22 protein-coding genes are annotated in these 24,004 nt (G+C 61.6%); 13 read left to right on the top strand and 9 right to left on the bottom strand.

The genetic code is table 11. From position 1 onward, the window contains the following. Positions 1–8: 8 nt before the first annotated feature. Both C4J94_RS05690 and C4J94_RS05695 read right to left on the bottom strand, forming a co-directional pair. The gene (locus C4J94_RS05690; protein WP_124385281.1) at positions 9–950 is read right to left on the bottom strand and encodes a FecR domain-containing protein; all 942 of its coding nucleotides are present in this window, start codon (positions 948–950) and stop codon (positions 9–11) included. After that, positions 947–1,435, bottom strand: coding sequence for a sigma-70 family RNA polymerase sigma factor (locus C4J94_RS05695; RefSeq protein WP_124385282.1), 489 nt, complete (start codon positions 1,433–1,435; stop codon positions 947–949). Before C4J94_RS05695 ends, C4J94_RS05690 begins: the two co-directional genes overlap by 4 nt. Before the next feature lie 170 nt (positions 1,436–1,605). Between C4J94_RS05695 and C4J94_RS05700 the strand changes: the two genes are divergently transcribed. From C4J94_RS05700 to C4J94_RS05725, 6 genes are all read left to right on the top strand, one after another. Further along, entirely contained in the window at positions 1,606–1,908 is a 303-nt protein-coding gene (locus C4J94_RS05700; RefSeq protein ID WP_124385283.1) for a DUF3649 domain-containing protein, read from the top strand. After that, positions 1,905–3,479, top strand: coding sequence for a PepSY domain-containing protein (locus C4J94_RS05705; RefSeq protein ID WP_124385284.1), 1,575 nt, complete (start codon positions 1,905–1,907; stop codon positions 3,477–3,479). Before C4J94_RS05700 ends, C4J94_RS05705 begins: the two co-directional genes overlap by 4 nt. Continuing rightward, entirely contained in the window at positions 3,480–3,806 is a 327-nt protein-coding gene (locus C4J94_RS05710) for a DUF3325 domain-containing protein (RefSeq protein WP_124385285.1), read from the top strand. It abuts the gene before it with no gap. 7 nt (positions 3,807–3,813) lie between these two features. Beyond that, positions 3,814–4,389: an RNA polymerase sigma factor gene (locus C4J94_RS05715; protein ID WP_124385286.1), complete on the top strand. Its 576-nt coding sequence runs from the start codon at positions 3,814–3,816 to the stop codon at positions 4,387–4,389. Beyond that, complete coding sequence (locus C4J94_RS05720; RefSeq protein ID WP_124385287.1) at positions 4,386–5,363, top strand: FecR family protein; 978 nt, start codon at positions 4,386–4,388, stop codon at positions 5,361–5,363. Before C4J94_RS05715 ends, C4J94_RS05720 begins: the two co-directional genes overlap by 4 nt. 156 nt (positions 5,364–5,519) lie before the next feature. Further along, complete coding sequence (locus tag C4J94_RS05725) at positions 5,520–7,760, top strand: TonB-dependent receptor (RefSeq protein ID WP_124385288.1); 2,241 nt, start codon at positions 5,520–5,522, stop codon at positions 7,758–7,760. Between the two features lie 121 nt (positions 7,761–7,881). On the opposite strand, the gene C4J94_RS05730 is transcribed toward C4J94_RS05725, so the two are convergent. Together C4J94_RS05730 and yejK are read right to left on the bottom strand one after the other, a co-directional pair. Then, the gene (locus C4J94_RS05730; protein WP_124385289.1) at positions 7,882–8,232 is read right to left on the bottom strand and encodes a glutaredoxin family protein; all 351 of its coding nucleotides are present in this window, start codon (positions 8,230–8,232) and stop codon (positions 7,882–7,884) included. Next, on the bottom strand, positions 8,232–9,236 hold the full coding sequence (yejK, locus tag C4J94_RS05735) for a nucleoid-associated protein YejK (protein ID WP_124385290.1): 1,005 nt from the start codon (positions 9,234–9,236) through the stop codon (positions 8,232–8,234). The genes C4J94_RS05730 and yejK overlap by 1 nt, the downstream gene beginning before the upstream one ends. A 397-nt stretch (positions 9,237–9,633) precedes the next feature. Here yejK and C4J94_RS05740 point away from each other — a divergent pair, with 397 nt between their 5' ends. Then, the gene (locus tag C4J94_RS05740; RefSeq protein WP_005785131.1) at positions 9,634–9,915 is read left to right on the top strand and encodes an HU family DNA-binding protein; all 282 of its coding nucleotides are present in this window, start codon (positions 9,634–9,636) and stop codon (positions 9,913–9,915) included. Positions 9,916–10,095: 180 nt separating this feature from the next. On the opposite strand, the gene rlmF is transcribed toward C4J94_RS05740, so the two are convergent. From rlmF to C4J94_RS05765, 5 genes are all read right to left on the bottom strand, one after another. Beyond that, complete coding sequence (rlmF, locus tag C4J94_RS05745) at positions 10,096–11,112, bottom strand: 23S rRNA (adenine(1618)-N(6))-methyltransferase RlmF (protein WP_124385291.1); 1,017 nt, start codon at positions 11,110–11,112, stop codon at positions 10,096–10,098. A gap of 239 nt (positions 11,113–11,351) precedes the next feature. Continuing rightward, positions 11,352–14,198, bottom strand: coding sequence for a valine--tRNA ligase (locus C4J94_RS05750; protein WP_124385292.1), 2,847 nt, complete (start codon positions 14,196–14,198; stop codon positions 11,352–11,354). A gap of 211 nt (positions 14,199–14,409) precedes the next feature. After that, positions 14,410–14,787: a DNA polymerase III subunit chi gene (locus C4J94_RS05755; RefSeq protein WP_124388926.1), complete on the bottom strand. Its 378-nt coding sequence runs from the start codon at positions 14,785–14,787 to the stop codon at positions 14,410–14,412. A gap of 7 nt (positions 14,788–14,794) precedes the next feature. Then, positions 14,795–15,223: a DNA polymerase III subunit chi gene (locus C4J94_RS05760; protein ID WP_124385293.1), complete on the bottom strand. Its 429-nt coding sequence runs from the start codon at positions 15,221–15,223 to the stop codon at positions 14,795–14,797. Positions 15,224–15,367: 144 nt separating this feature from the next. Next, the gene (locus C4J94_RS05765; protein WP_124385294.1) at positions 15,368–16,858 is read right to left on the bottom strand and encodes a leucyl aminopeptidase; all 1,491 of its coding nucleotides are present in this window, start codon (positions 16,856–16,858) and stop codon (positions 15,368–15,370) included. A 283-nt stretch (positions 16,859–17,141) separates the two neighbouring features. Between C4J94_RS05765 and lptF the strand changes: the two genes are divergently transcribed. The 6 genes from lptF (at position 17,142) to era (ending at position 23,875) form a co-directional block, all read left to right on the top strand. Continuing rightward, the gene (gene lptF / locus C4J94_RS05770) at positions 17,142–18,260 is read left to right on the top strand and encodes an LPS export ABC transporter permease LptF (protein WP_124385295.1); all 1,119 of its coding nucleotides are present in this window, start codon (positions 17,142–17,144) and stop codon (positions 18,258–18,260) included. Further along, positions 18,253–19,332 carry an LPS export ABC transporter permease LptG gene (gene lptG / locus C4J94_RS05775; protein ID WP_124385296.1) on the top strand — a complete coding sequence of 360 codons (1,080 nt, stop codon included), beginning with the start codon at positions 18,253–18,255 and terminating at the stop codon, positions 19,330–19,332. The genes lptF and lptG overlap by 8 nt, the downstream gene beginning before the upstream one ends. A 151-nt stretch (positions 19,333–19,483) precedes the next feature. Then, positions 19,484–21,283 carry a translation elongation factor 4 gene (gene lepA, locus C4J94_RS05780; protein WP_003210439.1) on the top strand — a complete coding sequence of 600 codons (1,800 nt, stop codon included), beginning with the start codon at positions 19,484–19,486 and terminating at the stop codon, positions 21,281–21,283. 5 nt (positions 21,284–21,288) lie between these two features. After that, positions 21,289–22,143, top strand: coding sequence for a signal peptidase I (gene lepB / locus C4J94_RS05785; protein WP_124385297.1), 855 nt, complete (start codon positions 21,289–21,291; stop codon positions 22,141–22,143). A 147-nt stretch (positions 22,144–22,290) separates the two neighbouring features. Next, positions 22,291–22,980: a ribonuclease III gene (gene rnc / locus C4J94_RS05790; protein ID WP_003188856.1), complete on the top strand. Its 690-nt coding sequence runs from the start codon at positions 22,291–22,293 to the stop codon at positions 22,978–22,980. Then, positions 22,973–23,875 (top strand): GTPase Era, encoded by a 903-nt coding sequence (gene era / locus C4J94_RS05795; RefSeq protein WP_005785147.1) that lies wholly within the window; start codon positions 22,973–22,975, stop codon positions 23,873–23,875. Before rnc ends, era begins: the two co-directional genes overlap by 8 nt. The last annotated feature ends 129 nt before the right edge of the window (positions 23,876–24,004 follow it).

Below are 24,004 nucleotides of genomic sequence, written 5' to 3' on the forward strand. Positions count from 1 at the left end.
AAAAACGTTCAGGCACGGGCCTGAACCGTCACCCAATAGCGGGTAAAACGCCGCACGGTGACCGGCAGGCTGACCTCCAGCAGGTCGAGAATGCGTTCGCTGTCCTCCAGTGGATAACTGCCCGACAGCAGCAGGTTGGCCACCTGCGGGTCGCACTTGAGCTGGCCACGGCGGTAGCGCCCCAGTTCGCCGAGGAAATCTTCCAGGCGCATGTGCGCGGCCACCAGCATGCCGTCAGCCCAGGCGCCGCTGTTGGCGTCGGTGGGGCGAGGGCTGTCCCAGCCTTTGCGGGTGTAGTTGACCTGATGCGCGGCGGTGACGGTCAGCGGCAGGCCGCTGTAGTGGTTGGGCATTACCTCGACGTGGCCGTCGAGCACCGACAGTTGGGAATGGTCGTTGAACTGCCGCACATTCAAGCGCGCCGCCTGGCTGCTGAGCAGGCCCTGGCCGGTGAGGACGCGCAGCGGCGTGGCGCCTGCGCGGGCGGTCAGCAGGATTTCACCTTCGAGCAGGCGCACCAGGCGCTGCTGGCTATCGAAATGCACGTCCACGGCGCTGCCGGTGTTGAGCTGCAACTGGCTGCCGTCGGCCAACTGTACGGTGCGGCGCTGACCAACCGGGCTGCGGTAGTCGGCCGTCAGCGGCGGCAGGATATGTTGCTGGCGCAGGCTCCAGGCTGCCGCCGACCCGGCGCCGAGAATCAACAGCAGCTTCAGCGCCTGACGCCGGCTGTTGGATGTGGGTGCATTCAACGCCGCATGCGCCAGCGGCGAAGGCATGCCGCGCAGGCGCTGGTTGACGCGCTGGATCTGGTCCCAGGCGCGCTGGTGTTCGCTGTGCGCCTCCAGCCATTGCTGCCAGGCCAACTGCTGGCGTGGGGTGAGCCGGCCTTGTTGCATTTCCAGCCACCAGAGCACGGCTTGTTCGGCCACTTGAGAGGAGACGTTCATAGGGCGAAGTAACAGCGCAGGGCGGCCTTGGTCAGGTGGCGTTTGACGGTGGCAATGGAGATGCCCAGTTGTGCGCCGATTTGCGCGTAGGTCAGGCCATCGAGCTGGGCCAGCAGGAAGGCGCGTTTGACCTGCACCGGCAGACCGTCGAGCAGTTGGTCCAGCTCCAGCAGGGTTTGCAGGATAATGGCGCGGTCTTCTTCCGACGGCGCCACGTGCTGCGGCATTTGCGCCAGGGCATCGAGGTAGGCGCGCTCCAGGTCCTGGCGACGGTAGAAGTTGAACAGCACGCGCTTGGCGACGGTGACGAGAAAGGCGCGGGGTTCGTTCAGCGTTGGCGCTTCGCGGGCGCTGAGCAGGCGGATGAAAGTGTCCTGCGCCAGGTCGGCCGCGCTTTCCGGGCAGCCGAGCTTGCGTCGCAACCAGCCGGTAAGCCAGTGGTGATGGTCGTTGTAGAGCACTTCGACGGTGTTGGACGGCGGCAACGTGATCACTCCATCAGCATCGGCGTGCTTTAGAGAACAAGAATTGTTCGCATTGTAGGGCCGGAGACGCGGTTCGGCAATCGGCCATGACCGGTGATTCATCCGTTCTCTTTTGCATATGAGAATATTTATCATTAATATTGCGCGCTGATGAACTTGGCGCCTGCCGCATGAAAAGCAAAACCTCACTGCCCGCCGCTTATCGCCTCGCCGTCACCTCGCGGGTGCTGGCAGCTGTGGTTGGCGGTTACCTGATGGCCTCCCTGGCGGCAATCTGCCTCGCGCTGTGGCTGCCAACCTCCCGCGCCGATGCAGTGATCACCGGCATGATGAGTTCGTTCGTGTTCTACCTGCTGGCGGTGCTCTGGTGCTTCGCCTGCCGCACGGCGTGGCGCGCATGGGCGGGGGTGATGCTGGCCAGTGCGCTGTTCGCCACCCTGGCGGGCATTGGCTTCTGGATGGTGCGCACATGAAGGAGGGCTTTCGCCAAGCCATGGCCTGGCTGCACACCTGGGCGGGGTTGATCTTCGGCTGGTTGCTGTTCGCGATTTTCCTGACCGGCACCCTGGCCTATTTCAAAGACGAAATAACCCACTGGATGCAGCCAGAAATACAGGCCCATCCGCTGGACGACGCACGCAGCCTCGCCGTGGCGCAACGCTATCTGCAGCAACAGGCGCCCACGGCCGCGCGCTGGTTCATCACCTTGCCCACCCACCGCGACCCCGGCCTGTCAGTGATGTGGCAAGACAAGGTCGAGCCCGGCAAGCGCGGCGCCTTCATCGAGAAAGTCCTCGACCCAGTCAGCGGGCAGGCAGTCCAGGCCCGCGAGAGCAAGGGCGGCGAATTCTTCTACCGTTTTCACTTCCAGCTGCAAATGCCTTACCCGTGGGGCCGCTGGCTGGCCACGATTGCCGCCATGGTGATGTTCGTCGCGCTGATCACCGGCATCATCACCCACAAGAAAATCTTCAAGGACTTCTTCACCTTCCGCCCGCGCAAAGGCCAGCGCTCCTGGCTGGACGGGCATAACGCGGTGGGTGTGCTGGTGTTGCCGTTCCACCTGATGATCACCTACAGCAGCCTGGTGATCTTCATGAACATGGTGATGCCGGCGCCGATCCTGGCCTCCTATGGCAACGACGGCCGTGCGTTCTTCAACGAGGTATTCCCCAATTCCGAGAATGCGCCGGCCCTTGGCCAGCCGGGCACCTTGCTGCCGTTATGGCCGATGTACCAACAGGCGCAGCAACAGTGGGCGGGTGGGCATGTGGAGCGTTTGGCGGTGAATAATCCGAGTGACGCCAATGCCTCGGTGAATGTGTTCCGCGCCGGGTCCGACAGCCTGGTGCATGATTTCGGCAGCAGCGTCTCGTTCAACGGCACCACCGGCGAGCTGTTGCGGGCCAGTGGCGAGCCGTCCTTGCCGGCGGTGATTGGCGGCAGTTTTTACGGCTTGCACATGGGCCATTTCGCTGGCCCGGTGTTGCGCTGGCTGTACTTTATCTGCGGCCTGGCAGGCACGGCGATGATTGGAACCGGGCTGGTGATCTGGCTCGGCAAGCGCCAACTCAAGCACGCCAAAACCGGCGTCATGCCGTTTGAGCTGCGCCTGGTAGAAGTGCTGAATATCGCCAGCATGTCCGGCCTGGTGATCGCCATCGCAGCGTTCTTCTGGGCGAACCGCTGGTTGCCGGTGCGCTTCGCCGAACGCTCCGACTGGGAGGTGCAAGCCTTCTTCATCGCCTGGGCCTTGAGCCTGCTGCACGCGCTGGTGCGTCGCGGCGCTCAGGCGTGGGTCGAGCAATTGAGCCTGGCTGCGCTGCTGTTTGTCGCCCTCCCGCTGGTCAATGCGCTGACCACTTCGCAGCATCTGGGCGTTTCACTGGTGCAGGGCGACTGGGCCATGGCCGGCTTCGACCTGACGTGCCTGGCCAGCGGCGTGTTCCTGGCCTGGGCAGCCTGGAAGATGTGGCATCGCACGGCATTGCAGCCCAAGGCTGAACGCGCCCGTTCATTGACGCTCAAGCAGGAGGCCGGCTGAATGCTGCTCGCGCTGCTCCTGTGTTACGCCGGGTTTACCGCGCTGTGCCTGTCGACCGACCGTCATCACGGCGAGTTGCTGCGCCGCAAACCCTCGCCTGCACGGCGTCTGGTGTTGCGCGGGGCCGGCTGGTTGCTGCTGACGCTGTCGCCGTGGCCTGCGGTGGTCGCGATGGGGTGGGGCCAGGGCCTGGTGGAGTGGTGCGCGGTGCTGATGCTCAGCGCCTTGCTGCTGGTGCTGCTGTTGCCGTATCGGCCACGGCTGGCGCTGATGCTGGCGGGCGCGGGCCTGCTGGCCAGCCCGGTCGCGGCCTTCGGCCTCTTCTGAGTTGCCGATGATGATCAGCCCGCCGCCCAAACCCCAGGACAGTTCGCACGCCGATGCGGCCGGTGGGCGTGCGCATTTCCTGCAGGTGTTTTTGTCCCAGCGTTCGCAAATGGAAGCGCTGGTCAGCCGCCGTGTCGGTTGTCGCGCCACGGCGGCTGACCTGGTGCAGGACCTGTTCCTGCGCTTTTGGCGTCGCCCGCTGGTGCAGGTCGAAGAGCTCAGTACCTACCTGCTGCGCTGCGCCGGCAATATCGCCATCGACCATTTGCGCAGCGAAGGCGCCCGCGTGCGCAGCAACGAAGGCTGGTTGCCGGAGCAACAGCACAACCAGTGCGACGAACCCCAGGCGGCCCTCGAAGCGGGCAATGACCTGCGCCATGTCGAAGCCGCCTTGCGCAGCTTGCCCGAGCGCACCCGGCAGATATTCCTGCTCAACCGCATTCACGGTCGCAAATACGCACAGATCGCCAAGGCGATGGGCTTGTCCCAGAGCGCTGTGGAAAAACATATGATGCGTGCCCTCGAAGCCTGCAAGGCCAGCCTTCGCGAACCGCCGCCACGCACGCCAGGGAAAGCACCGTGAACGTTACGCCCACGCCCGCCCAGGAACAGGCCGCGCTCGCCTGGCTGAGCCTGCTGCACGACCAGCCCAGCAGCGGCGACCAGGCCACGTTCAGCCATTGGCTGCGGGCCGACCCCGCCCACATCGAAGCCTACGCCCAGGCCCAGGTGCTGTGGGAGTTGAGCGAAGTGCCGGCGCGCAGCTTGGCGGCCGAAGACGCGCAGGCCTTGCAGGGCTACCTCGATGCAATGAGCGGTGCGCGGCGCTCGCGCAGGCTGCGCTGGTCCGGCGCCTTGGCCATGGCCGCGTGTCTGTGGCTGATGGTGGCGATGGGCGCCGGATGGCAGCCGTCGCGCTGGGTCGATGATCTGGGCGCCGACTACGTGACGGCGCCAGGGGAGGTGAGGACCGTCACCCTGGCCGATCAATCCCATGTCACCCTCGACGCCGACAGCGCCATCGCCGTGGATTTCAGCCACGGCGAGCGGCGCATCCAGTTGCGTCGAGGCGCCGGTTTTTTCCAGGTTGCCCACACCGGCCAGCCCTTTGTGGTCGAGGCCGGCGGCGGAGCAACGACAGTGTTGGGCACGCAGTTCGAAGTGCGCCTGCAACCGGCGGGGGCGCAGGTGACCGTGTTGTCCGGCCGGGTTGGCGTGACGCCCTCCAGGCAGGCGCCGCAGCAAATTCTGACGGCAGGCCAGCAAGTGGCCTACGCCGATGGGGTGGCCGAGCCGCTGCATGCGGTCGACAGCGAGGCGCGCCTGGCCTGGCGCGAGGGGTGGCTCAACTACTACAAGGCGCCGCTGGCCGAGGTGATCGAGGACCTGGCGCGCTACTACCCCGGCCGCATCCTGCTGCTCAACGACGAGATGAGCGCCAAACGCGTCAGCGGCAGCTTCCCAAGCAAAGACCCGGTCGCCGTGTTGAACGCCTTGCAAGCGGTCCTGGGCTTTGAGCAGCACACCTTGCTGGGCCGCATGATCGTGTTGCGCTAGGCCCGCATCCGTTCACCGAACCTTCATCGCAATCACCCCAACCTGTCACCAAACCGTTACACGTGCCGTGGATCATCCCTGGGTTCCTGAGCAAGCGGTCAGGAAGCCACCTACCTCTGCCCGTTCAACAGAGCAACGTCAGTAAGGGATCTACACGTGAACTACAACAGACTTTATGCCCTGCTCATGGCCTCGGGCCTGGGCGGTTTTGCGCCGCTGATTCTGGCGGACGACTCCCAGGATGTCGGCTCGGTGCAGGTGGCCGGCCAGCAAACCCTGGGCAACGGTCACATGATCCGCGAGGACAGCGCCAAGGCACGGTCGACGGTGACCAAGGAAGCCATGGATGAGATGTCGGCGACCGCCAATGCCATCGACAAGCTCAAATACACGCCCGGTATCAACGTTTCCAGCGACGACGCCAGCGGCACCAGCGGTACCACCTTCACCATGCGCGGCATGAGCTCCGACCAGGTTGGCGTGTCGGTCGACGGCGTACCGATCAACGATTCGGGTAACTACAGCGTCTACTCCAACCAGCTGGGCGATCCGGAAAACCTCGCGGAAGTGTTCGCCACGCAAGGTTCCTCCGAGGCGGACGGCCCGCACATTGGTTCGAGCGGCGGTAACATCGGCATGATCACGCTTCGGCCGACCAGGGACGCCGGGGTCTTCGCCAAGCAGATTGTCGGCGCCAATGCCCTGCGCAAGACCTTCGTGCGGGTGAATACCGGTGATTTGGGCGGTCTCAAGACCTGGGTCTCGGCGTCGCACCTGGAAGGTGACAAGTGGCGCGGCAAGGGCACCCTGCGCAGCGATAAAGTCGAGTGGAGCAGCCTGTACGAAGATGGCAACGGCAACTCCACCCTGGCCACGATCAAGTACAACCAGCAGGAGAACTACAACTACAACAGCCTGAGCAAAGCCCAGTTCGACAACGAAGGCCGGCGCAAGGACTACTCCGAGACGCCGATCTACAAGGCAGGATTGCTGTCGGCGTCCTACAAGCTCAACCGCAACCCGTTCGAAAGCGTCAACGCCACCCTGACCCAACGCTGGCAGTTGCAGGACAACCTGGCGTTGACGCTCACGCCGTATTACTACTGGTCCAATGGTGGCAGCTTCAGCGGCCAGACCGCGTCGAACCTGGGCCCGCGTTCCGACAAGGCGGGCAACTACGACCTGGGCAACCTGCAATCGGCCAACTACTACCGCCCCTCATGGACCGAAACCTGGCGCCCTGGCTTCACGGCCAAGATGAAATGGGACATCAACGACGAACACAGCCTGGACTACGGCTACTGGTATGAACGCGCACGCCAGCGCCAGACCCAGCCGTTTATCGGGATCAACGGCGAGGGCGCGCCCGACGATGTGTGGGGTGACTACAACGATGGCGGCCAGGTGGTGGATAAAAACGGCAAGACCGTGCAGGGCCGCCATTACTACACCGTGACCCCGGCGCAGAAACTCTGGGTTCAGGACAACTGGCAAGCCACGCCGGACCTGAGTTTTGTCGGCGGCGTGGCGTACCAGTACGTCGAGCGTGACGGCGATAACCTCGGCAGCCTGTACGACCAACCGGAAAAACGTAACACCCGCTACCACCAGTTCCTGCCGAACTTCAGCGCCAAGTACCAGGTGGACGAGCGTAACCAGGCGTTCTACAACGTCACCCGCAACATGCGCACGCCGCCCAACTACGTGCTGTACAACAAAGGCGACTCGGTCAGCCTCAAGTCCGAACTGAGCTGGAACCAGGAACTGGGCTGGCGCTACAGCGAAGACGACATGGCATTGAGTGCGACGCTGTTCTACATCAGCTTCAAGGATCGCCAAGTGTCCACCACCGACGCCGCCGGTGATTACATGGTGCTCAACGTCGGCAGTGTCGATAACAAAGGCCTGGAACTGGAGTGGAGTGGTTTGTTGCCCAACCACTTCAACTACTACGCCTCCTATACCTACACCCAGTCCGAGCAGAAGGACGACTTGCTCAGCAAGAACGTGCTGTTGCCGACATCGGGCAAGCAACTGGCCAACGTGCCGGAAAACATGTTCAACCTGGTGTTCGGGTATGACGACGCGCGGTTCTACGGGAATATCGCGGGCAAGTATGTCGGCAGCTTCTATGGCGACCTGACCAACAAGGAAAAGATCGAAGGTCGCACGGTGTTCGACCTGAACGCCGGTATTTATCTGCCGGTGGACAAAAAAGTCATCAAGTCGGCCGCGCTGCGGTTCTCGATGCTTAACGTCTTCGACAAGGAGTACTTGAGCTCGGCGCGCACCGTGGCGTTCAACTCGGCACCGGTCAACGGGCTGGCACCGAGTACGGCGTATTACAACGTGGGAGAAGAGCGCACGGCGATGGTGTCGCTCGAAGCCAATTTCTAAACACCTCACAAAACCCAATGTGGGAGGGGGCTTGCCCCCGATTGCGGTGTGTCAGCTACCTATAGGCTGGCTGACACACTGCTATCGGGGGCAAGCCCCCTCCCACATTTGATCTGTCGCGTTACTTCAGCGCGGCCATGATCGCCTCGGGGTCATAGTCGCGAATCAGCGTGCCATTGACGTCCACAAACGGAATCCCACCGCCGCCCAACGCCTCATACGCCTTGCGCGCCTGGGCGTCCTTTTCGATATCGAAGGCCTGGTAAGGAATACCTTTCTGGTCCAGGAAGCGCCGGGTCTGCTTGCAGTAGCCGCACCACTCGGTGGCGTAGAGCACCACGCGCGCCGAGGCGCGTACCTGCTCCGAAACCACTTGCGAGGGGTTGAACAGCCGCTCGATCTTGCCCCAGTTCTGAATCACCACCACGACCAGCAGCACCAGCAGGACTTTCTTGAGCACGCCGCCCAGCATCAGTTACGGCGCTTGAGCTGGTCGGTCAGTTGGGTCGGCAGGCCCTTGATGATCAAGGTGCCGGCGGCTTCGTCATATTCGATCTTGTCGCCCAGCAGGTGCGCTTCAAAACTGATGGACAAGCCTTCGGCGCGGCCGGTGAAGCGGCGGAACTGGTTGAGCGTGCGTTTGTCGGCGGGGATCTCCGGCGACAGGCCGTAGTCCTTGTTGCGAATGTGGTCGTAAAACGCTTTGGGCCGATCCTCATCGATCAAGCCGGACAATTCTTCCAGGCCCATGGGCTCGCCGAGCTTGGCCTGGCTACTGGCGTAGTCCACCAGGGTCTTGGTTTTCTCGCGGGCCGACTCGTCCGGCAGGTCTTCGCTTTCAACGAAGTCGCTGAACGCCTTGAGCAGGGTGCGGGTTTCGCCCGGGCCGTCGACGCCTTCCTGGCAGCCGATAAAGTCGCGGAAGTACTCCGAGACCTTCTTGCCGTTCTTGCCCTTGATAAACGAGATGTATTGCTTGGACTGCTTGTTGTTCTGCCACTCGGAGATGTTGATCCGCGCTGCCAGGTGCAGTTGGCCCAGGTCCAGGTGGCGTGAGGGGGTCACGTCCAGTTCATCGGTCACCGCCACGCCTTCGCTGTGGTGCAGCAGCGCGATGGCCAGGTAGTCGGTCATGCCCTGCTGGTAGTGGGCGAACAGCACGTGGCCGCCGGTGGACAGGTTGGACTCTTCCATCAGCTTCTGCAGATGCTCCACGGCCGTACGGCTGAATGCGGTGAAGTCCAGGCCACCATCAAAGTATTCCTTCAACCAGCCGCTGAACGGGTGCGCGCCGGACTCGGCATGGAAGAAACCCCAGGCCTTGCCTTGTTTGGCGTTGTAGCTCTCGTTGAGGTCGGCAAGCATGTTCTCGATGGCGGCGGATTCGGACAGCTCCGAATCACGGGCATGCAGAACTGCGGGAGTGCCGTCGGGTTTTTTGTCGATCAGGTGGACGATGCAATGACGGATCGGCATAGGCTTCTCGGCTGGTTGAAGGGGAGCGGTGAGCCTCCCCCAAAAAGTTGCCCAGTGTACCGCACCCATTGGTCAAGACGCGCCCGGAAGGGCGTTTTGGATGTTCTCCGACCGGGCATATGCCTTTTTTTCACGGTTTAGAGCGATAAAGCTGACCAAATGGGTATGTTGAGGCGGATATTTCCCCGTCTCTGTGCTAGTTTTGCCCCGTCTTACGCCAAGTCTCGGCGTTAAGCGTGCATTCAGCATTTGTCAGGTCGAACCAATCCCCGTTTCAAGCATCTATAACCCCGTTCTCCGAGGTTATAGCCGGGGCGCCAGACCCACGACGGTCGGGCTCGACGGCTGACACTGCACTCTGCAATCCATATGAATTTGATAGGGAAGGAACACCACAATGGCTTTGACTAAAGACCAACTGATCGCTGATATCGCTGAAGCTATCGACGCGCCAAAAACCACCGCGCGCGCAGCGCTGGACCAACTGGGCCAGATCGTTGCCGATCAGCTGGAAAACGGCGGCGAAATCACTCTGCCAGGTATCGGCAAGCTGAAAGTGACCGAGCGTCCTGCCCGTACTGGCCGTAACCCTTCGACTGGCGCTGCCATCGAAATCGCTGCCAAGAAAGTTATCAAGCTGGTTGTGGCCAAAGGCCTGACCGACGCTGTTAACAAGTAAGACGCCGTAAAAAAACCGTGCTCCGGAGTGATCCGGGCACGGTTTTTTGTTGCCTGCTATTTGGCATTTAACTGTAGGAGCGAGCTTGCTCGCGAAAAACGTTAACGATAATGCGGTCATCCTGGATGTACGCGGTGCCTACAAGATCTTCGCGAGCAAGCTCGCTCCTACAGGTGGGTGCTATCGCACCCAGCGCTGACGCCAGATTTGCTGTTCGTTCTTGGTCTGGAAAGTCCAGGCCACAAAGCGGCTTTGCTTCTGGCCCTGGGACATTTCCACCACCTGGCTTTCCAGTACGCCGGCTTTTTTCAGTGCAGTCTCGATCGCGGGCAAGTTTGACGCTTTTGACACCAGTGTGCTGAACCACAGCACCTTGTGGGCAAAGTGCGCACTTTCAGCGATCAGTTGCGTGACGAAACGCGCTTCACCACCCTCGCACCACAGCTCGGCCGACTGGCCACCGAAGTTCAGCACCGGCAACTTGCGCTTGGGGTCGGCTCTGCCCAGGGCGCGCCACTTGCGCTCGCTGCCCTTGGTGGCTTCGTCCATGGACGCGTGGAACGGCGGGTTGCACATGGTCAGGTCGAAACGCTCGCCCGGCTCCAGCAGGCCCAACAGGATCTGCTTGGGGTTGGGTTGCTGGCGCAGCTCGATGACCTTGCTCAGGTCGTTGGACTGCACGATGGCCTTGGCGGCGGCAACGGCGATAGGGTCGACTTCCGAGCCCAGGAAGTTCCAGCGGTACTCCATGTAGCCAATCAGCGGGTAGACGCAGTTGGCGCCCATGCCGATGTCCAGCACCTTGACGATGGAACCGCGCGGAATCTTGCCGTCGTTGACGCTGGCCAGCAGGTCGGCGAGGAAGTGCACGTAGTCGGCACGCCCTGGCACCGGCGGGCACAGGTAATCGGCGGGAATGTCCCAGTGCTGGATGCCATAGAACGACTTGAGCAACGCCCGGTTGAACACCCGCACCGCATCCGGGCTGGCAAAGTCGATACTTTCCTTGCCGTAGGGGTTGATGATCACGAATTTCGCCAGCTCGGGCGTGGTCTTGATCAGCGCCGGGAAGTCGTAACGGCCTGTGTGGCGGTTGCGCGGATGCAGGGTAGCCTCTTTGCGTGGCACGACGGGTTTGGCCGTGGCTGCAGTCTTGGGCTTCTTGCGTGGAGGTTTGGGTGTAGTGGGGGCGGTCATGATGATTCTGGTGTTGGCTCAAAGTGGCGGCCATTGTCACACATTCCCGAGGATAACTCGGTCAAATGTGGGAGGGGGCTTGCCCCCGATGGCAGTGTGTCAGTCAATTATCTGTTAACTGACCCACCGCCATCGGGGGCAAGCCCCCTCCCACATTGACTGCATTGCCAGCAGGAGATCGGGAACGATCAGGCAAAAAAAAGAGACCCGAAGGTCTCTTTTTTACACGGGTTGCCCCCTTACAGGCTGGAAATCCGCGCATGTTGCTCGGCCAGTTTGCCCAAAGCCTGTTCAGCTTCGGCCAACTTGGCGCGTTCCTTCTCGATGACTTCTGCCGGCGCCTTGTCGACGAACGCCGCGTTGGACAGCTTGCCGCCCACGCGCTGAACTTCGCCTTGCAGGCGGGCAATTTCCTTGTCGAGGCGAGCCAGTTCCGCGCCCTTGTCGATCAGGCCGGCCATCGGCACCAGCACCTCCATGTCGCCAACCAGCGCGGTGGCGGACAGCGGTGCTTCGGCGCCTGCAGCCAATACGGTGATCGACTCCAGCTTGGCCAGTTTCTTGAGCAGCGCATCGTTCTCGCTGAGGCGACGCTGGTCTTCGGCGCTGGCGTTCTTGACGAACACGGCCAGCGGCTTGCCTGGGCCGATGTTCATCTCGGCGCGGATGTTGCGCGTGCCGAGCATCAAGGTCTTGAGCCATTCGATATCGCTTTCGGCGGCTTCATCGATACGGGCTTCATTGGCCACCGGCCAAGGCTGCAGCATGATGGTTTTGCCTTGGATACCGGCCAGCGGCGCCAGGCGCTGCCAGATTTCTTCGGTGATGAACGGCATGAACGGATGCGCCAGGCGCAGCGCCACTTCCAGCACCCGCACCAGGGTGCGGCGAGTGCCACGTTGGCGTTCGACCGGCGCGTTTTCGTCCCACAGTACGGGCTTGGACAGTTCCAGGTACCAGTCGCAATACTGGTTCCAGATGAACTCGTACAGCGCCTGTGCGGCCAGGTCGAAACGGAACTGGTCGAGCTGGCGGGTCACTTCGGCTTCGGTGCGCTGCAACTGCGAAATGATCCAGCGGTCGGCCAGGCTCAGCTCGAAGGCTTCGCCGTTCTGACCGCAGTCTTCGCCTTTATCCAGCACGTAGCGTGCGGCGTTCCAGATCTTGTTGCAGAAGTTGCGGTAGCCTTCGACGCGGCCCATGTCGAACTTGATGTCGCGGCCGGTGGAGGCCAGCGAGCAGAACGTGAAGCGCAGGGCGTCGGTGCCGTAGCTGGCAATGCCGTCGGCGAATTCGTCGCGGGTCTGCTTTTCGATCTTCTTCGCCAGTTTGGGCTGCATCAGGCCCGAGGTGCGTTTCTGCACCAGGGTTTCCAGGTCGATGCCGTCGATGATGTCCAGCGGGTCCAGGACGTTGCCCTTGGACTTGGACATCTTCTGGCCCTGGCCATCGCGCACCAGCCCGTGCACGTACACGGTCTTGAACGGTACCTGCGGCGTGCCGTCTTCGTTCTTCACCAAGTGCATGGTCAGCATGATCATCCGGGCAACCCAGAAGAAAATGATGTCGAAGCCGGTGACCAGCACGTCGGTGGAGTGGAATTTCTTCAGGAATTCGGTCTGCTGCGGCCAGCCCAGGGTGGAGAACGTCCACAGGCCGGAGCTGAACCAGGTGTCCAGTACGTCGTTGTCCTGCTGCAGCGCGATGTCGGCGCCGAGGTTGTGCTTGGCACGCACTTCGGCTTCGTCGCGGCCTACGTAGACCTTGCCCGACTCGTCGTACCAGGCTGGAATCCGGTGGCCCCACCACAGTTGACGGCTGATGCACCAATCCTGGATGTCGCGCATCCACGAGAAGTACATGTTCTCGTACTGCTTGGGCACGAACTGGATGCGACCGTCTTCCACGGCGGCAATCGCCGGCTCGGCCAGCGGCTTGGTGGACACGTACCACTGGTCGGTCAGCCACGGCTCGATCACGGTGCCGGAACGGTCGCCCTTCGGCACTTTCAGCGCGTGGTCGTCCACGCTCACCAGCAAGCCGGCGGCGTCGAAGGCGGCCACGATCTGCTTGCGCGCTTCGAAGCGGTCCAGGCCTGCGTATTCGGCCGGGATCTGGCCGTCGATGCTCTCGTTCAGCGTGCCGTCCAGGTTGAATACCTGGCAGGCCGGCAGTACGGCGGCGTTCTTGTCGAAGATGTTGAGCAGCGGCAGGTTGTGGCGCTTGCCGACTTCGTAGTCGTTGAAGTCGTGGGCCGGGGTGATTTTCACGCAGCCGGTGCCGAACTCAGGATCGCAATAGTCGTCCGCGATGATCGGGATGCGGCGGCCCACCAGCGGCAGCTCGACGAACTTGCCGATCAGTGCCTGGTAGCGCTCGTCGTTCGGGTTAACCGCGACGGCGGCGTCGCCGAGCATGGTTTCCGGACGGGTGGTGGCGACGATCAGGTAGTCGTTGCCTTCAGCGGTCTTGGCGCCGTCAGCCAGCGGGTACTTGAGGTTCCACAGGAAACCTTTCTCGTCGTGGTTTTCCACTTCGAGGTCAGAAATTGCCGTGTGCAGCTTGGTGTCCCAGTTGACCAGGCGCTTGCCGCGGTAGATCAGGCCGTCTTCATGCAGGCGTACGAAAGCTTCCTTCACCGCTTCCGACAGGCCGTCGTCCATGGTGAAGCGCTCGCGGCTCCAGTCCACGGACGAACCCAGGCGACGGATCTGACGGCTGATATTGCCGCCGGACTGGTCTTTCCACTCCCAGATTTTCTCCAGGAATTTCTCGCGGCCCAGGTCGTGACGGCTTTGGCCGGTGGCTTCCAGTTGGCGTTCCACCAGCATCTGGGTGGCGATACCCGCGTGGTCGGTGCCCGGTTGCCACAGGGTGTTGCGACCCTGCATGCGGCGGAAGCGGATCAATGCATCCATGATCGCGTTGTTGAAGCCATGGCCCATGTGCAGGCTGCCAGTGACGTTCGGCGGCGGAATCATGATGGTGTAGGAGTCGCCCGCACCTTGTGGGGCGAAATAGTTCTCGGACTCCCAGGTGTTGTACCAGGAAGTTTCGATAGCGTGGGGCTGATAGGTCTTATCCATGCGCGGCGGGACCCTAGTTGGCATTTATTCAGGAAAGCCGGCAAGTATAACGGGGGATAGGGCGAAGGGCGAGGCGAAGACAGGCTTGAGGTGCATGCGATCACATGTGGGAGGGGGCTTGCCCCCGATAGCGGTGGATCAGTCACAACATCACTGACTGACACACTGCTATCGGGGGCAAGCCCCCTCCCACAGGGGATTTATGTCTGGTTCAGGATTGGTACTGGCTCAACAGCCGCTCCATCCGCGCATCCATCCGTCGCTTGATCTCGGCTTCGATGTGCGGGGCAAAGTCGTCGATCACGTCTTGCATGATCAGTTGCGCGGCGGCGCGCAGTTCGTTGTCCAAGTGCAGCAGCAAAGCGTCGGGGGCTTTTTCTGCGGCGGGAGCGGGCGGTGTCACCATAGGCTCCGGCGCAGCAGCAGGCTTGTTGCCGACCATGTCGAACAACAGCGGAATCTGTACCTCGCCCTCGACCGGTTCGGTCAACAGCGGCGGTTGCAAACCATCATCACCCAGCAACTGGCGGATCGACTCGAGGTCGTCCAGCAGGTGGTCGTCTTTTTTCAGCGGGTTGGGCGTGTCCATCATGTACTCAAAGTCGTTGTAGCCGGTGATCCTGCAGAGGATAGCCCTGTTCGCGGTAGAAACGGAAACTCTCCCGCGCGGCCTGACGAATAGCCGGGTCTTCCACCACCACTTCCGCCACGCGGGCGAAGGCTTTGGCAAAGGCGGGTACTTTCAGGTCAAGGTTGACCAGCAGGTCATGGTGATTGCCGCAATTGTCCCCGAGGCCCAGCACTACCAGGCTGTCGGGTTCCGATTCGGCGGGGCCGTGGGGCACGAAGCTTTCGCCCTTGAAACGCCACAGGCGCGCATCGAGGTCCTCGCGCTGGGCGGCATCGCTGCAATGCAGGTAGATGCGATGGCCCATGCGCCAGGCTTTTTCGGTGAGCTTGCAGGCAAAGTCCAGGCGCGCGGACGGGTCGGCGCTGGGCAATATATAGAAGTCGACTTGGGTCATTGCGGTTCCTGGTGCTGGCCCGCCAGTTCTGTAGGAGCGAGCTTGCTCGCGAAAACCAGAGGACACCGCGTTCATCCAGGGGGCGCGCGGTATCGTTGGCGATCTTCGCGAGCAAGCTCGCTCCTACAGAAGGGCCGGGGGCGCTTAGGCTTTGGCGCGATCCAGCAGGTACTGGGTCAGCAGGGGTACCGGACGGCCAGTGGCGCCTTTGTCCTTGCCGCCGCTGGTCCAGGCAGTGCCGGCGATGTCCAGGTGCGCCCAGTTGAAGTTCTTGGCGAACCGCGACAGGAAGCACGCGGCGGTGATGGTGCCGGCTTTCGGGCCGCCGATGTTGGCGATGTCGGCGAACGGGCTGTCCAGTTGCTCCTGGTACTCATCGAACAGCGGCAGCTGCCAGGCGCGGTCGTCGGCGGCCTTGCCGGCGCTGAGCAGTTGCTCGATCAGTTCGTCGTTGTTGCCCAGCAGGCCCGACGTATGGGCGCCCAGGGCCACCACGCAGGCACCGGTCAGGGTGGCGATGTCGATCACTGCTTGCGGCTTGAAGCGTTCGGCGTAGGTCAGCGCGTCACACAGCACCAGGCGGCCTTCGGCGTCGGTGTTGAGGATCTCCACGGTCTGGCCGCTCATGGTCGTGACGATATCGCCTGGGCGGGCGGCACCGCCGCTCGGCATGTTCTCGGCGCAGGCCAGGATGCACACCAGGTTGACCGGCAGCTTGAGTTCCAGCACGGCACGCAGGGTGCCGAACACGCTGGCGGCGCCGCCCATGTCGTACTTCATCTCATCCATGCCGGCGCCCGGCTTGAGGCTGATGCCACCGGTGTCGAAGGTGATGCCTTTGCCGACCAGGGCGTAAGGCTTCTCGGACTTCTTGCCGCCGTTGTATTGCATCACGATCAGGCGTGGCGGCTGGTCGCTGCCCTGGCCCACGGCATAGAACGAGCCCATGCCCAGGTCCTTGATCTTTTTCTCGTCCAGCACTTCAACCTTGAGGCCCTTGAATTCTTTGCCCAGCGCCTTGGCCTGTTCGCCGAGGAAGGTCGGGTGGCAGATGTTCGGCGGCAGGTTGCCCAGGTCGCGGGTGAACGACATGCCTTTGGCGATAGCCGTTGCATGAGTGACGGCGCGTTCGACTTCAGCCTGGGCGGCCTTGATGGTCAGCAGGGTGATTTTCTTCAGCGCGCGGGGTTCGGCTTTCTGGCTTTTGAACTGGTCGAAGACGTAGCCGCCGTCCACCAGGCTTTCGGCCAGCAGGCGGGTCTTGCCGTAGCTGTCACGGCCTTTGACGACGATCTCGTCGAGTGCCAGGGCTGCATCGGTGCCGCCCAGGCCTTTAAGAGTGTTGAGGATGCCGCTGATGATCTTGCGGAACGGACGGTCGCCCAGCTCAGCGTCCTTGCCCACGCCCACCAGCAATACGCGCTCGGCCTTGAGGTTCGGCAGGCTCTGCAGCAGCAGGCTCTGGCCGACTTTGCCGGCCAGGTCGCCGCGCTTGAGCACGGCGCTGATGGCGCCGCCGCTCAGTTCATCCAGTTGCTTGGCGGCAACGCCGAGTTTGCGGCCTTCGCCGACAGCGACCACGAGGGTGGCGGTTTTCAACGTTTCGGGGCTAACGCTTTTTACAACCAATTCCATTTTCGGGTCCCTTATAAAGGTCGGTGAGCCTGGCGTTTGTACTCAGGCTTTAAAGCTTGGCGGCGTTGTAAACCGCCAGCGACAAAGGCCGCAGTTTGAACCTCGCCAGCGGAGCCTGACAACCCTCGAAGCACGCTTTGTGCATGCGCATGAGGTTGCGCAGTGACAGGCGCGGTCAATCACAGGATAATGCGCCATCTTTTTAGCCGGCCCGTGCAAGCGGGTCGACTCGGTATGCTTGCTTGTTTGGCCGCCTTAGCCTGACAACCCTGGAGTGTCTGGTTTGATCGTCTTCCGTTATCTGTCCCGCGAAGTCCTGTTGACCCTGAGTGCCGTGAGTGCGGTATTGCTGGTCATCATCATGAGTGGTCGTTTCGTCAAATTCCTCGCACAGGCCGCCTCGGGCGCCCTGGATCCGGGCTCTCTGTTCCTGATCATGGGCTTTCGCCTGCCGGGCTTTTTGCAACTGATCCTGCCGCTCGGCCTGTTCCTTGGCATCCTGCTGGCCTATGGCCGGCTGTATCTCGAAAGCGAGATGACCGTGCTGTCGGCCACCGGCATGAGCCAGCAGCGCCTGCTGGCCATGACCCTGGTGCCGGCTGCCGGTGTTGCACTGCTGGTGGCTTGGTTGAGCCTGAGCCTGGCGCCCCAGGGGGCCATGCAGTTCCAGCTGCTGCTGAACAAGCAGGACGCGATGACCGAGTTCGACACCCTCGAACCCGGGCGTTTCCAGGCGCTCAACGACGGCACGCGTGTGACCTACACCGAGCAGATGACCGAAGACCGTTCGAACCTGAGCGGTGTGTTCATTTCCCAGAAAAACCTCGGCACCGACCAGAAAGACCGCGGCATCTCGATTCTGGTGGCCGACGGTGGGCGCCAGGAAGTGCGCCCCGACGGCAGCCGCTACCTGATCCTGGACAACGGCTATCGCTACGATGGCAGCCCGGGGTTGGCCGACTACCGCGTGATCAAGTACGACACCTACGGCGTCATGCTGCCCAAGCCCGAGATCAGCGACGAGGTCACCGACCGCGATGCACTGCCGACGGCGTCGCTGTTCGGTAGCCAGGAACTGCGCTCCATCGCCGAGCTGCAATGGCGCCTGTCCCTGCCGCTGCTGGTATTCATCGTAACCTTGATGGCGGTGCCGCTGTCGCGCGTCAACCCGCGTCAGGGCCGATTCCTCAAGCTGCTGCCGGCGATCCTGCTGTATATGGCCTACCTGACCATCCTGATTTCCGCCCGTGGTTCCCTGGAAAAGGGCAAGATTCCACCCGCCCTGGGCCTGTGGTGGGTGCACGGGATTTTCCTGGTAATCGGCCTGGGGCTTCTCTATTGGGAGCCTATCCGTTTGAAAATGAAGAGCCGTCGTGGCCTGAAGGAGTTGGCTCGTGGCTAAGCTCGATCGCTACATTGGTAGCAGCGTACTGATCGCCATCCTGGCGGTACTGGGCATTATCCTGGGGCTGGCGTCGTTGTTTGCCTTCATCGATGAAGTGGGCAACGTCACCGACACCTATACGGTCATGGACGTTCTGAGCTTCGTCGCGCTGACCGCGCCGCGTCGTCTCTACGACATGATGCCGATGGCCGGCCTGATCGGCTGCCTGATTGGCCTGGGTACCCTGGCCAGCAACAGCGAACTGACCATCATGCGCGCGGCGGGCGTGTCCATCGGCCGTATCGTCTGGGCGGTGATGAAGCCGATGCTGCTGTTGATGGCGTGCAGCGTGCTGATCGGCGAATACGTCGCGCCGCCGTCCGAAGCCACCGCCCAGGCCAATCGCGCCCTGGCCCAGGGTTCGGGCGATGCGCAAAGCTCCAAGCACGGCCTGTGGCACCGCCAGGGTGACGAGTTCATCCACATCAACGCCGTGCAGCCGGGCGGGCTGTTGGTTGGGGTCACGCGCTACACCTTCGACAAGGAGCGGCACATGCTCAGCTCCAGTTTCGCCAAGCGCGCGCAGTACGATGGCGAGAAATGGCAGCTGAGCGACGTCACCACCACGCTCTTCCACAATGTGGGCGAGGGCATCAAGGCGAGCACCGAAGTGGTCAACGAGCCCACCCAGACATGGGACATCGCGCTCAAGCCGGAACTGCTCAACACGGTGATCATGGTTCCGGAAACCCTGCCGATCTCGGGGCTGTGGAGCTACATCCACTACCTCAAGGACCAGGGCCTGAACAACGGTCGCTACTGGCTGGCCTTCTGGGTCAAGGTGTTGCAGCCGGTGGTCACCGCCGCGCTGGTATTGATGGCGATCTCCTTTATCTTCGGCCCGTTGCGTTCCGTGACCCTCGGTCAGCGGGTATTCACCGGGGTGCTGGTGGGCTTTACCTTCCGTATCGCCCAGGACCTGCTGGGGCCGTCGAGCCTGGTATTCGGCTTTTCGCCTTTGTTCGCGGTGCTGGTGCCGACGTTCATCTGCGCCGTCGCCGGGTTCTGGTTGTTGCGCCGAGCCGGTTGATTACGCGCTTATGCACAAAAAATGCCCCGCTCATCCCCGCGGGGCATTTTTGTTCTGGTCAGCAAAGATGACGTCCGGGCTGAGCATCAGGTACAATTCCCGGCTATTTTTCAGCGGGCAATCTGCCTGCAGCCTTTTTGAGTGTTGATCCGTGAGTGATTTGAGTCATATCCGCAATTTCTCCATCATCGCCCACATTGACCATGGCAAGTCGACGCTGGCCGATCGATTCATCCAGATGTGCGGCGGCCTTGCCGAGCGTGAAATGGAAGCCCAGGTCCTGGACTCCATGGACCTCGAGCGTGAACGCGGGATCACCATCAAGGCCCATAGCGTTACCCTTTATTACACCGCTAAAGACGGCATCAAGTACCAACTGAACTTCATTGACACCCCCGGTCACGTTGACTTCACCTACGAAGTCAGCCGCTCGCTGGCGGCCTGTGAAGGGGCCTTGCTGGTGGTCGACGCCGGCCAGGGCGTCGAGGCCCAATCCGTGGCCAACTGCTATACCGCCATCGAGCAGGGCCTGGAGGTCATGCCGGTGCTGAACAAGATCGACCTGCCTCAGGCCGATCCGGACCGCGTAAAAGAAGAAATCGAAAAAATCATCGGCATTGACGCCACCGACGCCGTCGAGTGCAGCGCCAAGACCGGCCTGGGCGTCGACGAAGTGCTCGAGCGTCTGGTCAAGACCATCCCCGCGCCAACCGGCAACTACGAAGATCCGCTGCAGGCGTTGATCATCGATTCCTGGTTCGACAACTACCTGGGCGTTGTTTCCCTGGTGCGCGTGCGCCACGGCCGCGTGAAGAAGGGCGACAAGATCCTGGTCAAGTCCACCGGCAAGATCCACCTGGTGGACAGCGTCGGTGTATTCAACCCCAAGCACACCGCCACCACTGACCTGAAGGCCGGTGAAGTGGGCTTCATCATCGCCGGTATCAAGGACATTCATGGGGCACCGGTAGGTGACACCCTGACCTTGAGTTCCACCCCCGATGTCGACGTGCTGCCGGGCTTCAAGCGCATCCAGCCGCAGGTCTACGCCGGCCTGTTCCCGGTCAGCTCCGACGACTTCGAAGACTTCCGCGAAGCCCTGCAAAAGCTGACCCTCAACGACTCGTCGTTGCAGTACACCCCGGAAAGCTCCGACGCCCTTGGTTTCGGCTTCCGCTGCGGGTTCCTGGGCATGCTGCACATGGAAATCATCCAGGAGCGCCTGGAGCGCGAGTACGACCTGGACCTGATCACCACTGCACCCACGGTTATTTTTGAGCTGGCGCTGAAAACCGGTGAAACGATTTACGTCGACAACCCGTCCAAGCTTCCGGACCTGTCGTCCATTGAAGACATGCGCGAGCCAATCGTGCGGGCCAATATCCTGGTTCCGCAGGAGCACTTGGGCAACGTCATCACCCTGTGTATCGAAAAGCGTGGCGTGCAGCACGACATGTTGTTCCTCGGTACCCAGGTGCAAGTGACCTACGATTTGCCGATGAACGAAGTGGTACTCGACTTCTTCGACCGTCTCAAATCCACCAGTCGCGGCTATGCTTCGCTGGACTACCATTTCGACCGTTACCAATCGGCCAATCTGGTGAAACTGGATGTACTGATCAACGGCGACAAGGTCGATGCCCTGGCACTGATCGTGCACAAGGACAACGCGCACTACAAAGGTCGCCAGTTGACCGAAAAGATGAAAGAACTGATTCCGCGCCAGATGTTCGACGTCGCGATCCAGGCCGCCATTGGCGGGCAGATCATTGCGAGGACTTCCGTCAAGGCTCTCAGAAAGAACGTACTGGCCAAATGCTACGGCGGTGACGTAAGCCGTAAGCGCAAGCTGCTTGAGAAGCAAAAGGCCGGTAAAAAACGCATGAAGCAAGTGGGCAACGTGGAAATTCCACAAGAAGCCTTCCTTGCGGTGCTCAGGTTGGATAGTTAGGTCCTATGTCACTAAATTTCCCGCTGTTGCTGGTCATCGCCGTTGCCGTTTGCGGTTTCCTGGCGTTGCTCGATCTGGTGTTCTTCGCCCCGCGTCGGCGGGCGGCTATCGCTTCCTATCAGGGCAGCGTCAGCCAGCCCGATGCGGTGGTGGTCGAGAAGCTGAACAAAGAGCCCTTGCTGGTTGAATACGGCAAGTCGTTCTTCCCGGTGTTGTTCATCGTGCTGGTGCTGCGTTCGTTCCTGGTGGAGCCGTTTCAGATCCCGTCGGGCTCGATGAAACCTACCCTGGACGTGGGCGACTTCATCCTGGTGAACAAGTTTTCCTACGGGATCCGCTTGCCGGTGATCGACAAGAAAGTCATCGAGATCGGCGACCCGCAGCGCGGTGATGTGATGGTGTTCCGCTACCCAAGCGACCCGAACGTCAACTACATCAAGCGCGTGGTCGGCCTGCCGGGCGACGTGATCCGCTACACCAGCGACAAGCGCCTGTTCATCAACGGTGAGTCGGTGGCCGAGAAGTTGCTGGGTGCAGAGCCGAACACCTTGGGCAGTGCCGAGCTGTACCAGGAAAAACTCGGTACGGTAGAGCACCAGATCCGCAAGGAAATGAGCCGCTACCGCGCGATGCCCGATGGCCAATGGAAAGTGCCTGCCGGGCACTACTTCATGATGGGCGACAACCGCGACAACTCCAATGACAGCCGCTACTGGGATGACCCCACCATTCCCAAGGACCTGCTGGGCATGGTGCCCGACGAGAATATCGTCGGCAAAGCCTTCGCGGTCTGGATGAGTTGGCCCGAACCCAAGCTCAGCCACCTGCCGAACTTCTCGCGGGTGGGGCTGATCAGGTAATACAGGCGGCGCTGTGATCACAGCGCCGAATGCTTTTCTGGGGCTTGGACATTTTCCGGCTCCTTGCAGCAGCAATCAGGATTTGAATTTGAACACTGCGTCAATCGTCGATGGCCGCCGGTGCCACCAACTAGATATGGATAAACCGTGACCGTTTCTCTTAGTCGTCTCGAGCGCCAGCTCGGCTACACCTTCAAGGACCAGGAATTGATGGTCCTTGCCCTCACACACCGCAGCTTTGCAGGGCGCAATAACGAGCGCCTGGAATTCCTCGGTGATGCCATCCTCAATTTCGCCGCCGGTGAGGCGCTCTTCGAGCGCTTTCCCCAGGCCCGTGAAGGCCAGCTTTCGCGCCTGCGTGCGCGCCTTGTGAAAGGCGAGACCCTGGCCGTGCTGGCTCGCGGGTTCGGCCTGGGCGAGTACCTGCGACTGGGCTCCGGTGAATTGAAAAGCGGCGGTTTCCGTCGCGAGTCGATCCTGGCTGATGCCCTGGAGGCATTGATCGGTGCGATCTACCTCGATGCAGGGATGGAGACGGCCAAGGAGCGCGTGGTCGCGTGGCTGGCTTCGGAAATCGAGAGCCTGACGCTGGTCGACACCAACAAAGATCCCAAGACCCGCCTGCAGGAATACCTGCAGTCCCGCGGTTGTGAACTGCCACGCTACGAAGTGGTGGATATCCAGGGTGAGCCGCATTGCCGTGTGTTCTTCGTGGAATGTGAAATCACCTTACTGAACGAAAAAAGCCGAGGTCAGGGTGTGAGCCGTCGTATTGCCGAACAGGTAGCGGCCGCTGCAGCACTGATTGCCCTGGGCGTGGAGAATGGCCATGACTGATTCAACCGCAACACGCTGTGGCTATGTTGCCATCGTCGGCCGCCCGAACGTGGGCAAGTCCACGCTGCTGAACCACATCCTCGGCCAGAAGCTTGCGATCACCTCGCGCAAGCCGCAGACCACCCGCCACAACATGCTGGGCATCAAGACCGAAGGCAATGTGCAAGCGGTCTACGTGGACACCCCAGGCATGCACAAAGGTGGTGAAAAGGCGCTTAACCGCTACATGAACAAGACCGCTTCGGCAGCGTTGAAAGACGTCGACGTGGTGATCTTCGTGGTTGACCGCACCAAGTGGACCGACGAAGACCAGATGGTCCTCGAGCGCGTGCAGTACGTCACCGGCCCGTTGATCGTCGCGCTGAACAAGACCGACCGTATCGAAGACAAAGCCGAGCTGATGCCGCACCTGACCTGGCTGCAGGAACAACTGCCGAACGCCCAGATCATGCCGATCTCGGCGCAGCACGGGCACAACCTCGAAGCCCTGGAGCGCGTGATCGCCGGCTACCTGCCGGAAAACGAGCACTTCTTCCCGGAAGACCAGATCACCGACCGCAGCAGCCGCTTCCTCGCCGCCGAACTGGTACGCGAGAAAATCATGCGCCAGATGGGCGCCGAGCTGCCGTACCAGATCACCGTTGAAATCGAAGAGTTCAAGCAGCAGGGCAAAACCCTGCACATCCATGCGTTGATCCTGGTTGAACGCGACGGCCAGAAGAAAATCATCATTGGCGACAAGGGCGAGCGCATCAAGCGCATCGGCACCGAAGCGCGCAAGGACATGGAGCTGCTGTTCGACTCCAAGATCATGCTCAACCTGTGGGTGAAGGTTAAGGGTGGCTGGTCCGATGACGAGCGTGCATTGCGCTCCCTGGGCTACGGCGACCTGTAAGCACACCGCAGGGCAGAAAATGTGGGAGGGGGCTTGCCCCCGATAGCGGTGGGTCAGTTAACCAATAAGTGACTGACAGACTGCCATCGGGGGCAAGCCCCCTCCCACATCAGGCTGATGTTGTTTTCA

Source organism: Pseudomonas sp. R5-89-07 (genome assembly GCF_003851685.1).
GTDB lineage: Bacteria > Pseudomonadota > Gammaproteobacteria > Pseudomonadales > Pseudomonadaceae > Aquipseudomonas.

What these genes read in the sequence shown, in the direction of transcription:
- C4J94_RS05690 (WP_124385281.1), bottom strand. Translation starts at nt 950, where the DNA reads ATGAACGTCTCCTCTCAAGTGGCCGAACAAGCCGTGCTCTGGTGGCTG.
- C4J94_RS05700 (WP_124385283.1), top strand. Translation starts at nt 1,606, where the DNA reads ATGAAAAGCAAAACCTCACTGCCCGCCGCTTATCGCCTCGCCGTCACC.
- C4J94_RS05705 (WP_124385284.1), top strand. Translation starts at nt 1,905, where the DNA reads ATGAAGGAGGGCTTTCGCCAAGCCATGGCCTGGCTGCACACCTGGGCG.
- C4J94_RS05710 (WP_124385285.1), top strand. Translation starts at nt 3,480, where the DNA reads ATGCTGCTCGCGCTGCTCCTGTGTTACGCCGGGTTTACCGCGCTGTGC.
- C4J94_RS05715 (WP_124385286.1), top strand. Translation starts at nt 3,814, where the DNA reads ATGATGATCAGCCCGCCGCCCAAACCCCAGGACAGTTCGCACGCCGAT.
- C4J94_RS05730 (WP_124385289.1), bottom strand. Translation starts at nt 8,232, where the DNA reads ATGCTGGGCGGCGTGCTCAAGAAAGTCCTGCTGGTGCTGCTGGTCGTG.
- yejK (WP_124385290.1), bottom strand. Translation starts at nt 9,236, where the DNA reads ATGCCGATCCGTCATTGCATCGTCCACCTGATCGACAAAAAACCCGAC.
- C4J94_RS05740 (WP_005785131.1), top strand. Translation starts at nt 9,634, where the DNA reads ATGGCTTTGACTAAAGACCAACTGATCGCTGATATCGCTGAAGCTATC.
- rlmF (WP_124385291.1), bottom strand. Translation starts at nt 11,112, where the DNA reads ATGACCGCCCCCACTACACCCAAACCTCCACGCAAGAAGCCCAAGACT.
- C4J94_RS05750 (WP_124385292.1), bottom strand. Translation starts at nt 14,198, where the DNA reads ATGGATAAGACCTATCAGCCCCACGCTATCGAAACTTCCTGGTACAAC.
- C4J94_RS05755 (WP_124388926.1), bottom strand. Translation starts at nt 14,787, where the DNA reads ATGGACACGCCCAACCCGCTGAAAAAAGACGACCACCTGCTGGACGAC.
- C4J94_RS05760 (WP_124385293.1), bottom strand. Translation starts at nt 15,223, where the DNA reads ATGACCCAAGTCGACTTCTATATATTGCCCAGCGCCGACCCGTCCGCG.
- C4J94_RS05765 (WP_124385294.1), bottom strand. Translation starts at nt 16,858, where the DNA reads ATGGAATTGGTTGTAAAAAGCGTTAGCCCCGAAACGTTGAAAACCGCC.
- lepB (WP_124385297.1), top strand. Translation starts at nt 21,289, where the DNA reads ATGTCACTAAATTTCCCGCTGTTGCTGGTCATCGCCGTTGCCGTTTGC.
- era (WP_005785147.1), top strand. Translation starts at nt 22,973, where the DNA reads ATGACTGATTCAACCGCAACACGCTGTGGCTATGTTGCCATCGTCGGC.